The 13,349-nt window shown below is 42.8% G+C and carries 13 protein-coding genes and 1 other RNA gene; 4 read left to right on the forward strand and 10 right to left on the reverse strand.

Annotated features, from left to right (window positions below; genetic code table 11):
* Positions 1–153: 153 nt before the first annotated feature.
* A complete protein-coding gene (locus D2V05_RS02770) occupies positions 154–927 on the forward strand; it encodes a 3-keto-disaccharide hydrolase (protein ID WP_119646039.1) in 774 nt (257 codons plus the stop codon).
* A gap of 176 nt (positions 928–1,103) precedes the next feature.
* Here D2V05_RS02770 and D2V05_RS02775 read toward each other — a convergent pair whose 3' ends face one another.
* From D2V05_RS02775 to ssrA, 4 genes are all read right to left on the reverse strand, one after another.
* Positions 1,104–1,904 carry a helix-turn-helix domain-containing protein gene (locus D2V05_RS02775; RefSeq protein ID WP_119646040.1) on the reverse strand — a complete coding sequence of 267 codons (801 nt, stop codon included), beginning with the start codon at positions 1,902–1,904 and terminating at the stop codon, positions 1,104–1,106.
* Positions 1,891–2,550 carry an NAD-dependent epimerase/dehydratase family protein gene (locus D2V05_RS02780; protein ID WP_119646041.1) on the reverse strand — a complete coding sequence of 220 codons (660 nt, stop codon included), beginning with the start codon at positions 2,548–2,550 and terminating at the stop codon, positions 1,891–1,893. Before D2V05_RS02780 ends, D2V05_RS02775 begins: the two co-directional genes overlap by 14 nt.
* Before the next feature lie 8 nt (positions 2,551–2,558).
* On the reverse strand, positions 2,559–3,596 hold the full coding sequence (locus tag D2V05_RS02785; RefSeq protein WP_119646042.1) for an SDR family oxidoreductase: 1,038 nt from the start codon (positions 3,594–3,596) through the stop codon (positions 2,559–2,561).
* Positions 3,597–4,106: 510 nt separating this feature from the next.
* Positions 4,107–4,505, reverse strand: a transfer-messenger RNA (tmRNA) gene (gene ssrA, locus D2V05_RS02790).
* Positions 4,506–4,755: 250 nt separating this feature from the next.
* Here ssrA and D2V05_RS02795 point away from each other — a divergent pair.
* Complete coding sequence (locus D2V05_RS02795) at positions 4,756–5,961, forward strand: NAD(P)-dependent oxidoreductase (RefSeq protein ID WP_119646043.1); 1,206 nt, start codon at positions 4,756–4,758, stop codon at positions 5,959–5,961.
* 79 nt (positions 5,962–6,040) lie between these two features.
* Positions 6,041–6,316 carry a hypothetical protein gene (locus D2V05_RS02800; protein WP_119646044.1) on the forward strand — a complete coding sequence of 92 codons (276 nt, stop codon included), beginning with the start codon at positions 6,041–6,043 and terminating at the stop codon, positions 6,314–6,316.
* Positions 6,317–6,318: 2 nt separating this feature from the next.
* On the opposite strand, the gene D2V05_RS02805 is transcribed toward D2V05_RS02800, so the two are convergent.
* On the reverse strand, positions 6,319–7,434 hold the full coding sequence (locus D2V05_RS02805; RefSeq protein ID WP_119646045.1) for an Sb-PDE family phosphodiesterase: 1,116 nt from the start codon (positions 7,432–7,434) through the stop codon (positions 6,319–6,321).
* An 86-nt stretch (positions 7,435–7,520) separates the two neighbouring features.
* Between D2V05_RS02805 and D2V05_RS02810 the strand changes: the two genes are divergently transcribed.
* Positions 7,521–7,886 (forward strand): DUF1801 domain-containing protein, encoded by a 366-nt coding sequence (locus tag D2V05_RS02810; protein WP_119646046.1) that lies wholly within the window; start codon positions 7,521–7,523, stop codon positions 7,884–7,886.
* On the opposite strand, the gene D2V05_RS02815 is transcribed toward D2V05_RS02810, so the two are convergent.
* From D2V05_RS02815 to D2V05_RS02835, 5 genes are read right to left on the reverse strand one after another with little or no spacing between them, the layout of a single operon-like run.
* A complete protein-coding gene (locus tag D2V05_RS02815; RefSeq protein ID WP_119646047.1) occupies positions 7,887–9,455 on the reverse strand; it encodes a PepSY-associated TM helix domain-containing protein in 1,569 nt (522 codons plus the stop codon).
* Positions 9,456–9,459: 4 nt separating this feature from the next.
* The gene (locus tag D2V05_RS02820; RefSeq protein WP_119646048.1) at positions 9,460–9,759 is read right to left on the reverse strand and encodes a hypothetical protein; all 300 of its coding nucleotides are present in this window, start codon (positions 9,757–9,759) and stop codon (positions 9,460–9,462) included.
* 3 nt (positions 9,760–9,762) lie between these two features.
* Positions 9,763–10,095 carry a hypothetical protein gene (locus D2V05_RS02825; protein WP_119646049.1) on the reverse strand — a complete coding sequence of 111 codons (333 nt, stop codon included), beginning with the start codon at positions 10,093–10,095 and terminating at the stop codon, positions 9,763–9,765.
* A gap of 9 nt (positions 10,096–10,104) precedes the next feature.
* On the reverse strand, positions 10,105–10,818 hold the full coding sequence (locus D2V05_RS02830) for a DUF4198 domain-containing protein (RefSeq protein ID WP_119646050.1): 714 nt from the start codon (positions 10,816–10,818) through the stop codon (positions 10,105–10,107).
* A 51-nt stretch (positions 10,819–10,869) separates the two neighbouring features.
* Positions 10,870–13,191 carry a TonB-dependent siderophore receptor gene (locus D2V05_RS02835; RefSeq protein WP_119646051.1) on the reverse strand — a complete coding sequence of 774 codons (2,322 nt, stop codon included), beginning with the start codon at positions 13,189–13,191 and terminating at the stop codon, positions 10,870–10,872.
* Positions 13,192–13,349: the final 158 nt, after the last annotated feature.

Below are 13,349 nucleotides of genomic sequence, written 5' to 3' on the forward strand. Positions count from 1 at the left end.
GAGTATTTAAATATACAAGGTATAAAAACCCTTCTTTATGCAAATTGATGAATGTCATCTTTCAAAAATCAGGACATTTATACAATTGACCTAGAATGGGTCAAGTTCTTTTTCTAATTTTAGGGACTGCACAACCTAACAAACCAAAATATAATGCACACAAAAATTACAATTCTTTCATTTGTTCTATTTGCCATGGTTTCTTGCAAGAATGAAAGTAAAAAAGAAGAGACCCAAACATGGCGAACCAAAAAAGAGGCACTTGAAAACGAGACCCATAATCAACTGCTGGATGTGGAAAAAGAGCAAGGATGGGAACTCCTCTTTGATGGGAAAACCTTGAATGGGTGGCATCTATACAACAATCCAGGAGTTAATTCGGTATGGGAAGTGGTAGATGGGGAACTTCACAGTAACGCAAATGATGAATCATTAACGGCAGGGGATTTATTGACCGATAAGCCTTATACCAATTATGAACTTACCTTGGAATGGAAGATTTCGAGTCGAGGAAACAGCGGCATTTTCATCAATGTACAGGAAAAACCTGAGATACCCACAGCTTGGCAGACCGGTCCTGAATACCAAATATTGGATTCCGAACACATGGACTACAACCTTCCCGAAAAACGACCAGGATGCCTTTATGTGTTCGCCCCCCAAAAAAATGCCGTAGAAATGAAGCCAGGGGAATGGAATACGACCAGGATCAAACAAGTGGATGGCAAAGTGGAGTTTTACCTGAACGGAGTGCTTACCGGGGAACAGGATTTCAATGACCCGGAATGGAAAAAGATGATCGCTGCCACCCATTTTTCCAAATATCCCGAATTTGGGAAGGCCACGCAAGGCAAGATTGCCCTTCAGTACTGGTATTTTGAAACTTGGTTCCGGGATATCAAGATAAGGGAGTTGCAAACCCTTTGATTGAAAAAATTTACAGATAGAGAAGGTTATTCCCTTTGTTTTCTTCTCAACAGGAGATTGGTATGGTCACTAACCATTTGTCTTCGTTCCAATTTGGCACTTAGGTATGGTGTCAGCCGGCATCAAAAAGTTGTTTGTCCCTTAATACAAATCTCTTTTGATCCATTGGGTAATTCCTAACTGTTTTCATACTTTCCATAAAGCTCAGTTGGACTCATTCCATAAGTTTTTTTAAAGGCAAATGAAAAATGAGAAAGGTCTTCAAATCCTAAATCCAAATAAATTTCGGATGGTCTTTTGTTCTTTTTGTCCAAGAGGAAATGAGCTTCCCGCAAGCGTCTTTGTTGCAACCAACGACTAGGAGTTTCTTGAAAAACCTGTTTGAAGTCCCTTTTAAAGGAAGATAGACTGCGACCTGTCAAATAGGCAAATCGTTCCGTGCTCACATTGAATTTGTAGTTTCGGTTCATAAAGGCCTCTAGGTTGATTTTTTCAGGTGTTCCATAATCAAAGAACAAGTTGGCCAGTTCGGGTTGGTTGCGCAGCAGTATGAGCAATAATTCTTCCCGTTTGATGTCCGCAAAGGTTTCATCCAATTTCCCGGCTCCATTGTAATAGGGCATCAGGGAGCGGATGAAATTTGGAACCAGTTCATTTTTTTTCAAGGGGAAAAAAGCATTGGTTGGCAAAAATTCCGATGAGGTCAGGGCATGTTTTTCTTGAAATGCTTTAAGAAATGGCTCATCAAAAATGATGACCACTTTTTCAAACTCCCCATTTTCCCTTTCCTTGTTGTACCGGGCCAAACGATTTTTACGAACCAGACAATATTCCCCGGACCTTAAGGATTGGTATTTGTCACCATCATAACCGTGGATGGTTCCCTTAGCGATAAATAAGAAGAAATGCTCGGGGACAAACTGTTCCGGAGAGATTTCTGGGCCGATATAACAGGATTTGATATCAGTAGCCTTCATTTCCCAATAGTTTAATGTCGGATATTTCCAATACTTTTTTGGAATACCCATTTGATGCCGTGTTTATCATCGCCCTGCCCACTTCGGACAAGGTTAGGGAGCGTTTTGGGAACAAGAGGGGAAATACCCAGATAATGGGCGTGAAAAACCATTTTACGTTCTGTTGTTCCTTGAACGGTTTCATAAATCCGGGACGAAAATTGTATTGTCCCTTAAAAGGAAGCTTCATCAAGTCATTCTCAGTCTTTCCCTTTACCCTTGCCCACATCAGTTTTCCCTTTTCAGAACTGTCCGTATGGCTTCCGGTCACAAAATTGAAGACCATTTTGGGATTCAACCTAGAAAGGGTTTTGGCAAAATGTAGGGTGGTATCATAAGTGATGTTGGTATATTCGGTTTCGTTCATCCCAACTGAGCTTACTCCGGCACAGTAAAAACAGGCATCGTAATCCTTCAATATTTCGGAATGGCTCTCAATGTCCAAAAAATCTGGGATCAAGAGTTCCCTTACCTTTGTGTGTTTTAGGGGGTAATGCCGTCGGCTTACCAGCAGAATTTCGGACACCTCATCATTCTGCAGGCATTCCATTAGAACCCCTTCGCCTACCATTCCAGTTGCTCCGGTCAATACTATCTTCAGTCCCATAACCGTTTCTATATGTTCCCGAATTTAATCATACTTTCCACGGAAGCCAAAATAGCGGCTTCATTAGTGGAAATGGGACTCCAGTCCAATATATCTTTAGCTTTTTGATTGCTCACCTTATCACGTTTGGCCTTCAACATGGAAGCTACGTTCTTCAATTTTGGGTTGAATAAGCCTCCCAATGAAACTATCCAATCGGGTAACGTTCTTGTGGGGGCCTTTTTGGCAATCTCAGGCATTTGCTGTTTTAGCAATTCGGAAATTTGGGGCAATGATATTTCGCCTCCTGCCAGAGCCAGAAAGCGTTGACCTTTCGCATTAGGGTTGGTCATGGCTCTAATATGAAGGTCCGCTACATCACGAACGTCAATAACATTCATTTTTAGATTGGGAATGGCCTTCATGGAGCCATCCAATAGATTCTTTAGCAATTCAAAACCAGCTGACAGTTTTCCGCTGAGGGAGGGACCAAAGATTCCTACTGGATTAATGACGCTCAATTCCAGTTCTCCACCTTCTTTATTGATAAAATCCCACGCAGCCTGTTCCGCCATAACCTTTGATCTGTTATAGGACGAGAGTCCTTTTTCATTGGAGTCGGTCCAATCCTTTTCGGTAATCTCGGTATTTGGATTTTTGTGACTGTAACCGACAGCTCCAAAGTTGGAGGTCATTACAACCCGTTTCACCTTGGCATCCCTGGCCGCTTTCAACACGCGCAGGGTGCCTTCCACTGCGGGACGGATCATTTCGTTCTCGTCCTTTGGTAAGGAAAGGAAAATAGGGGAAGCGACGTGCAGCACATAATCACAGTTGCCCACAGCTTCATCCCAATGGGTGTCCTTGGTCAAATCGGCCTCTACGAATGTTAGGTCATCGAAGGTGGAGATTCCTCCATTGTTGAGCATTTCAAGGACTTCGTCTTTTCGGTTCAGGTTACGGATTGTCGTTTTTACTGCGTATCCTTTTTCTAAGAGTTGAAGAATGGTATGTATCCCCACAAAACCAGTTCCGCCTGTAACCGACACAGTTTTTTTGCTTCTCATAGTATATCTATTTTATAAGACAAAGTTCCGTTTAGAGTTTGCTGCCGGCTTTGTTGTTAGGTCCAAATTACTTTGCTGTGAGGTCCAAATATTTGAATGCTGGGTGTTGGTATAGTACTCGTAACCATGTTCCACAATAGAAAAGATTATTTGTGGTAGTGATATATGTGAGCAGGTAGATATTAAAATAAAGAAAAATTGATTTTAAGAAATCTATAAAATTCAAGACAATTCAAGGATTGTTAGTGGATTAATCCTACAAAAAGTGTACATTGGGAATCCTCAACTGAAATTATGAAAAACATTAGACAACAGGTGTATATGTCCTTTGGAATTTTGCTGGTGACCGTGATTCTGGTTATGGGCATTTTGTTTCGAAATGGGTATTTTGGATAATCTAAATTACAATTTACTTCCCCGTACATAGGGATTTGGGGTGATTCAGTTTTAGTGCGAAATGAGATATGGAGTAAAGTTAACCCCTGAATACAAAATGTCCACAGGGGTTTGTAGTGGAGCCGGAGGGATTCGAACCCTCGTCCAAACAAGCAATAACCATGCTTTCTACATGCTTAGTTTCCGTTTGGTTGTCGGCGCACGACCGACCGAAAACCGCCTATCGTACGCTTAGCTTCTTTAGTTTTACGACCTTAACGAAGCTATAAGATCGCTATGTTGACTTTTATGGTGCCCCTAATAAGACCGCCATCAACAAGGGCTGTCAAGGGACATTCAGCTTTCCCGCCTTGCGGGACTAGGCCATGACTTACTGTAGTTCAGTCAATTAGGCAGCTAAAGCGTAGTTAGACTCGCCATTTAAAAGGTTGGAACGGAGATTAACGAGCGTCAATTCCATAGCTCGGCATGCTTACATAGCCATTGGTCTTGCTGTCAAAACCGGTCGGCCCCGTATTGGGATGACATCCCTGCGAAGGCAGGAATCTCTCCCATTTTTATCAAAGAACTTACTTCGCACTGAGTGCAGTCGTAATGTGGGCGTTCCCCCCGAATTCTCGAGGGTCGGGCTATCGGCTGTTCAGGGTACTTGCCTCTATCCCTAACGCGGTCGGCAAAGGTAACCATATCGATCAAAAGATAAAAAGTTTGTTTACCCTTGCCAAACCTCTTATTTTGGTCAACAATTATACCAAAACATTTTATGAGATTCGGAATCATTCGCGAGCGAAAAAACCCGCCAGACCGTAGGGTAGTGCTCTCTCCTTCAGCATGCCAAAATGTCCTTTCCCAGTTTCCCGACGCCCAAATTTTAGTGGAATCGTCGCCCATCAGGGTGTTCACGGATGGGGAATACAAAGAAAAAGGTCTCCAAGTAGTGGATAGTATGGATGCTTGCGAGGTGTTATTGGGAGTAAAGGAAGTCCCCATCGATGCCTTAATTCCGAATAAAAAGTATTTTTTCTTTTCCCACACCATCAAAAAACAGCCGTACAACAGGGATTTGCTTCGGGCCATTTTGGATAAGAACATAGAGTTGTATGATCATGAGGTCATTACCAACCCAAAAGGGCAACGATTGGTGGCCTTTGGTAGATATGCAGGGATTGTTGGAGCGTATAACGGTTTCAGGACGTATGGGTTAAAGTTTGGTCTGTTCCAATTACCAAAAGCAGAAATGTTGAAAGACCAACAGGCACTGATTTCAGAGCTCAAAAAGTTGAGTTTACCCAATATCAAGATTTTACTTACCGGTAGGGGAAGGGTTGGTAATGGGGCCAAGGAAATGTTGGATGGTATGGGTCTCAAGAAGGTGGGTGTGGACGATTATTTAAAAAAGACTTTTTCAGAACCTGTCTATTGCCAGATTGATGCTTCGGAATACAACAAACGCAAGGACGGGGTACGAGGCAATAAGGCGGATTTTTTTAAAAACCCGCAAGAGTACAGATCCAATTTTTTCCGTTTTGCAAAGGTGACCGATTTTTATATCGCTGGGCATTTTTACGGGGATGGAGCTCCATTTCTTTTTACTAGGGAAGATGCCAAACAACCCGATTTCAAAATCAAGGTTGTAGCGGATATCAGTTGTGATATAGATGGGCCCGTGGCAACAACCATTCGTGCTTCTACCATTGCCGATCCCATTTACGGTTATAACCCCATTTCAGAATCAGAAACTGATTATAAGAAAGAAAACGCGATTGCCGTGATGGCCGTGGACAATTTGCCTTGCGAATTACCGCGGGATGCCAGCAATGGGTTCGGGGAGGCATTCTCCAAATACGTGATTCCAGCTTTTTTCAACAAGGATGAGGATGGCATTTTGGAACGGGCGCGGATGACCCAAAATGGCAAGCTAACCCCTCGGTATTTATACCTGCAGGATTATGTTGACGGGAAGGAATAGACCGTAAATCGAGAACTAAGAATTTTTAGTTGGTAATCTCTTGTTTTTTAGTATATTGTCTGTCCTATCATTCTAAAAAGTGCATTTTAATTGGTTGACTTCGGGTGACGAGAACCTAGCCACAAAAAGGGCCTGTATCGATATGGAATACAGCCTAAGACCCAAGATTACCCGATTTCTTCTAAAGAAAATCGATGGGGATTTTTGTAGTGATTTCTCTTGTTTTTATTTTGATGTGGACCTCAAGCGCAAATGGGTCTGGATTTCCGAAAAGACACCCATGGAATATATCAAAAAAATGTTGCCCGATTTTGATACGGAAATCAATGGAACCAATATTTTCTCCGTCGCTTAAGCTTAATCATCAATTTTGATGCCCCATTCAATGGTGGGTTGCTCCTTTGGGGCCACGTAGGCACCCAATGCTTTCAGTTTTAAGGTTATCCCATCTTTCTTTTCCAAGGTTTTAATGTTGATGGTCTTTGTGCTACCAGCAGGAACCGTGAATACTGGGGAGCTTGAATAGAACGTGTAGGGCATCTGGTTTTCAAAAATGAGGTCACTAGTGGAAACGTTCTTCAAGGTAACTTCCAAAATGGAAGTTTTGTTGATGTATTGTGCTTTTTCGACTTCGATGCAGGCCTGCAAGAGCGGGACCAAGTTTTCCTTCTTCCCGACCAAGAGAGAGTTGAAGACCGCTACGGTCCTTCCGGCAAACAAGGCATCCTTGAGGGATTCGGCAGTTTTTTCTTTGGCAAAAACCAAGGTTATGGGACGATCATGCCCTTTTTCGATATAATCCCAATCAATAAGGCCATGGATATCACTGGTTCCCATAATGGTCAAATTGTTTTCCAAGGCAAGGGCCAATGATTCTTCTGCATAATCACCGGTATTGATAACCTCTATTCCGTTGAGTTCACCTTTTTTGATCCGCTCTTTTTGAAAATCACTTAAAATGGGTGTTCCCTTTGGGGACTGTGCGTACCATGCCGGATGGTTCCAAAAGATAAAAGCACCCTGTTTTTGGGCCTCTGCAAAGGAATCTTCGGCATTTTCATTCAATAATTTGTTGGCATCCTGTATAAAGACCGCGTTATTGTGTCCCATGGGAGCCTGTCTGGTAATTTCAGACCCATGGATGATCAAAAGATCATGATCCTTGGCTTCCTGTAGTGCCAAATGGTAAGAACGGTTCCGGTCTGGGTGAGGAATGTCTTCCTTGTGGGGTTGATATTCAATGTGTTCCGTTAATGAAATAACATCTAGATTATCGCGAAGCGCCTCCATCACACGAATGGTCGGCCACACGTTTCCATCGGAAAAAACAGTATGTTGGTGAAGGTCGGTCTTCAAGGTTTTGTATCCGGGAACGTCAGGGAAGGTGATGGCCCGTGAACTTTTGTGCGAATGGTCTTGGGCGGATAGGGCCAAAGTGGAAACAAGGGCAATAAAAAGAGGATGGAATTTCATGTCGTTGGTTTTTCCAAAAGTATAAAACCAACGTATTCTTTGGTTTAAGAAACGGTTAATTGAAATGTTTTTTCGAATTTTAATTCATGAACCCTGCCGAAGACTATATCCTGAACCAAGAGGAACCTTTTAAGAGCATTTTATTGCAATTACAGGTATTGGTGGAGACCACGGCACCCAAGGTTGAACTAAAGTTCAAGTACCGGTTGCCGTTCTACTATCTTAATGGCAAACCCTTTTGTTATTTCAATGTGTCCCGTAAAAAAGGATATGTGGATGTAGGTTTTTGGAGCTCAGCGCACCTGAGCGTCCATCTAGACAAAATGGTAACAGAAAAGCGAAAGGTGATGCGGTCTCTACGCTATTTCAATTTGGAAGATATGGATGCCGAAGTTTTTATGGAGGTTATCCAGGATGCAGAAACTGTCAACCACAAAGGATTTTGGAAATGATCAACTTTTGGTTGGGACAAACTCGGTCTGTTTTGTTTTCAACTTGAAGAAGGCGATCCAAAGGGTCACCAATCCCAAGATCAACCAAAGCAAGTCTACCAACAAAATTTGTTCCTGTCCATTCCTGTAAGCTGTCCAAAGCCAATTACCTGACATGACTCCATTGGCCACCGGAATCCATAAGGCCAAAATTCCACCCGAAATCAACGTCCATTTATTGGTAAAGCTTATGTTTTTTTTAAAAACGAAGAAAAGAGTGGCCACTAACCAAATGGGGAAATAGGTTCGGTAAAGGAATGCCATATCCACATGTTGAGCAAACTTGACTATGATGAATTCCAAAGCGGTCACAGGATACATTGTCAAGCAGATGGCTATATAAATATTGGCCACTTGATGATTGAATTTTCGTCTTTTCTCAGGAATGTTCTTTTTGTCTCTTGCCACCAACCATATCAAGATGCCTGAAAGGATCACAAAGCAGGATATCAATCCAAGGATAAAAGAAATGACCCGCAAGCCATAACCGGCATAATCCCCAAAATGCAATCGGAACATGATGTTCTTTACCCCATCCAGATAAGAATTGTTGGTCATGGGAACTTTTTCCTCCACAATGGAACCATCCGCAATTTTATAGATGCGATGCCCTGCACCACTAAATTTGGAGGCATATCCCAGATGTCCGCTTATGGAAATGTGCATGTTGGTGTCCCCATAATTGAAAATATGGGCCTCGGTGAGCCTAAAATCGGGCCAATCCTCTTTTACTTCGTCGACTAGGTTGTCAATATAGATGGGCTGTTCCAGTTTTTCATTTTGATAGGCATATATAGGGTGGTTGTATTCCAGGTCTTCGTACAGTTTGTTTTGGTCACCATCGTACAGACCCATGACAATCGGTAAAATTAAAATCCCTTTCAACAAAAAGAAGGCCCCGGTCACGGCATATACAAATTGAAATGGAAAGCCGATCACACCCAAGGCGGTATGGGCATCGGTCCACACCGTTTTTAGCTTGCCCCATGGCCTAAAGGTGTAAAAATTGGATACGATTTTGTCCCAATGCACCAAAATACCCGTAATAATGGCAAAAAGGAAGAAGAAGGCTACCAATCCCGCCAAATACCGACCATAAGGGTAGGGGATTTGGTCTAAAAAGTGAAGGCGATACAAAAACTCTCCCAAGTGATAGGAACCCCTATAGTCCGAGGTGGTCTTATCCTCAGTATCCATATAGAAAAAAGCCCCAACCTTGTCTTTCTCAGTGGCCAACGAATCTTTGGAAGCCGATAAGCTCACCGAAATGTTCCGTTCGTTGAAATAGTGGTAGAGCTCTACATCTCTTCCCTGGAGGTTGTAATTTTCGGAAAGATCTTTCAAATACTGGTCTACACTCCCCGGAATGGCATCTTCTTGGGACACTTGGTGTCCACGTTGCCAATTGGCAATTTCATCCCTGAAAAAGGAAAAGGAACCCGCAAAGAAAATAACGTAAAGTGCCACACTGATCACAATACCGCTAACGGTGTGGGTATGGAAGAGGATATTATAGATTCTGTTCCCCATAAGATCAAACAATTGGATGGGTTTGGTTCCCAAAATAGAATATGACACCTAGAAGAACACTGGCCAGTAGGTAAATGCCCCATATTTTCCAGCCATTTTTACCCAGAAAAGCCAATACCATTAAAACGGCCCACAGAATGAAGGCAGAAAAGGTGCAGGTGATGATAACGGTCACATGATCGAAACAACTGGCCAAGGCCATATGAAAAGTGACTGCGACCATGAGCCCACCTAAAATGGCGGCACTAATTTTGGCAAATCGTTGCCAGGGTGATGGGGTCAAATATTTTTTATTGGCTGGCATGGTTTAGAACAAAATGGTTTCAAAAAGTAAGGACAGCACCAAAGTACAAGCGAGTGAGGAATAGGTCAACAATCGCAAGGGAGCCAGTAAAATGACCAAACTGGCAACAGTCATGAGAATGATAAAAAAAGTAAACGCCCCGGAGCCCATTCCCCAATAAAAGCAGCTTAGCCCCAGTGACAATGTCAAAAGGGCCAAACCAGTATATTTAGAGGTTTTGGCATGTTCACTTAACCAGGTTTCAACCCCAAAACTACTGATGGCAGCCATCTTTTTGGAAGTGCTGTACAGAAGATAAAAGGCGATAAAAATGAGGAGCGAAATACCGGTAGTCATAAGTTGGGTCTATTTGATGCAATACGTGGCGCAGTGCCAAATAAATTGATAATCCTCGCCTTTGTAGGTGCCGGGAACTTCTTCCTTGATGGTGGTCTCCACGATGTATTTGGTCTCCCAAGGTCTTGCAAAGGAAACCTGCCCGTTATCATCCGTATACAAAGTCTTGGACCAAAGGTCGGCTACATAAATTTTCAGTTCGTTCTTGACCAGAGGCTCGCCTTTGTAGAATACCTGAAGCTTAACTTCATTGCTATCATTGGCCAATTGTTTTACCACGATCCCATTTGGGTTTGCCGTTTGGGTATCACCATCAGTCTTTCCTACCTGCACTTTGGCTGTGGAGTGGTAGTGGGTCTTGAAAATACCGAAATCGTATTGGGTATAATCAATGACATCAATTTCATTGTTGTTGAGAGTCACGGTATACACCCCATCTTTGGAAGGGGTAAAGAAGGCCAAATAATGGTCTTCTTTGGCCTCGGTCTTCAATTCGGTCTTGGTGCCATCCGGGGCAATTACCCAAAGGGTAAAATTGGCTACCGATGGAAAGGCCTCGCCTTCCACTTTTTCGATGACACCATAGGTGTACTCCCCAAAATGAACACGGACTTCATGTTTTTGACCTGATTTTGCAGTGCCGTTGGTTTCAATCCATAAATAATGTGCATTAGCGGATATGGCTGCAAAGAAGAAAAAGAGATATAAAAGTTTTGTTCTCATAGTATTGTTTTTAGGGTCCCTGGCGACAGGGACCCTTTGGTTTAAGGTTGCTTAAAAAGTATAGGAAACAGTTAATCTGCCATTGATGCCAGGTTCGGATTGCCAGTATAGGTAACTTCCATAGTTGGCGCCGGAATATAGGTACTCATCCAAAATGTTGTTGATGTTTACCTGCACCCTAAAATGATCGTTTCTCCAAGAAAGGGCACCATCCAATCGGAAATAATTGGGTAGATCGGATTGGTTGTCCGCTGCCCAGGCCCATGTGGAACGGTCTACTTGGTATTGGTAACCCAAAGACGCACCGAAACCTTTTAAGGTTGATGTTTCGGCAAAATTATAGTTCAACCATCCGTTGGTAACGTGTTTGGCAAAACCGGCCACCAAATTACCGGATTGATCCTCCACATTAGTGTTGGCATAGTTTAGGACGAGGTTAAGCTCTGGGGTAATCTGTCCCTGTGCGTCAAATTCAATCCCTTTGGATTCAATCTCTCCGGAATAAATGGAGAAGTTGTCATTTGGGAATGCAGGATCACCTACCAAAATCTTGTTCTTGTTGATTTTATAAACTCCCAATGAGGTTACTAATCTTCCTTCAAAAAAGTTGGCTTTGATTCCTCCTTCAATATCTTTTCCTTCCACAGGATCGTTCAAAATATCACCTGAACTGTTCACTCCGCTCTGCGGTAAAAAGGATTGATCATAAAGGGCGTACGCTGTCAAGGAAGGGATTATATCCACACTCAATCCGACACGGGGCGTGAATACATCATCGGTTTCGGTTTTGCCTAGTGAGTATAGGTTGGTGTATCTTCCAGCGAGGGTCAATCGGATATGGTTTTCCAAAAATCCAATTTCATCTTGGGCATAGTAGGCCCTCGCTATATTTGATCCATATGGGGTTCCACCGTTGCGGTACTGAACAGATACGGAACGGTTAAAGTTGGTCTCTGGACTTTCGCCATAAACAGGATTATAAATATTGAAAGGAGCATCGGTATCTACCACGGAAGACTCGAACCAATCCGCCCAATAGGTTTTGTCGCTATAATCAAAGCCACCCATCACCTTGTGGGAAACACCACCGGTATTGAAGGCACCATAGATATAGATCTGTCCAAATTTCCCGATGGAAAGGGCATCCCATTTTGAGACATATCGATAAGCATCGCCATTATCCGCCATGGATAGCAACCAAGTGGAGTTCCCTACTTGATCATAACGGAGGTAAGCCAATTGTCCTTCCATACTCCAGTTATCCGAAAATTCATGTTTCATGTTGGCAAAGAAGGTAACTTCCTGGATATCGGTCACAGGGTAATCGTTATTGGTGAATTTGAAATCCCTGTCCAAACTTGCATAACCTGCACTGGCAGGTGCAAAAATATAGGCCGACCCCAAATAGGATTCCGCCTGTTGAAGGTTCATTTCTGTAGTAATCGATGTCTTGTCCGAAAATTTGTAGGTCAAGGAAGGTGCAATGCCATACCGGGTAACATCTTCGTTGCCTCGGTGGCTATCCGTAGTTTGGTACATGGCGTTGAAACGGCCCAACAGCTTGCCATTTTCAGAAAGTTTGCCGCTGACATCAACGGTGCCACGGTAAAAATCAAAACTACCGACGGAGAAGGAAGCATTGGCAATGAATTGTTCGGTCGGTTTTTTGGTCACTACGTTATAAAATCCACCAGGCTCCCCGGCGGACATCATGAAACCGGCAGGACCTTTCACGAATTCAATACGTTCTACAGTATTCATGTCTTCAGCAAGTGGCCCCCATGTGTCTTGAACATTGACGCCGTTTCGGAAAGCAGGTAAGCGAAATCCCCGCATATGGATACGGGCAAATTGCCCCCAGTGCTCCAACATGGTTACACCACTCACATTGCGGATCACACCGTCCATGATGGTAGTAGCTTGTTGGTCCTTTAAAAGATCGGCGCTGATGACCTGCACGTTTTGGGGCAGTTTTACCAACTCGGTCTTGAGACGCAGGGAAGTGGAGGGTTTGTTCTCCACATATTTGTTCTGATGACCCTCAACGACCACTTCGTTCAATTGTTCTTGCTTTTCAGCGAGGACAATAGCAGGAACATTGGTGGTTTGGTCTGCATATACCGTAACGGAAATATTCTTGGTGCCATATCCGACCATAGAGAAGGTAAGGCTGTAGGAGCCTGGTGCCAAATCGTTGATTTGATAATTTCCAGCTTCGTCCGTGGTAGCTCCCAAGCTGGTGTTGGATAGAGCCACGTTTACATTATGCAAAGGTTGGTTTCTTTGGTCGGTAACTTTACCTTTTAGGTTGCCAGTTTGAGCTTGAGAAGTACAAAAGACAGCTAAACTGAGGATGAGTAGTATATTCTTCATTTTATTATTTATAATTGGTCTAAATAAATTTCAGATGCAAATGTATATTCCAACACTTGTCTGTCCAAATAATATTTAGACTAATTATAAATAAAACTTAAAATAAATTTTAAACTACTGAAAATCAAAAAGTTTCAAAAATATAATGTGTTTTAAAA

Origin of the sequence: Flagellimonas pelagia, assembly GCF_003584135.1 — a bacterium.
GTDB lineage: Bacteria > Bacteroidota > Bacteroidia > Flavobacteriales > Flavobacteriaceae > Flagellimonas > Flagellimonas pelagia.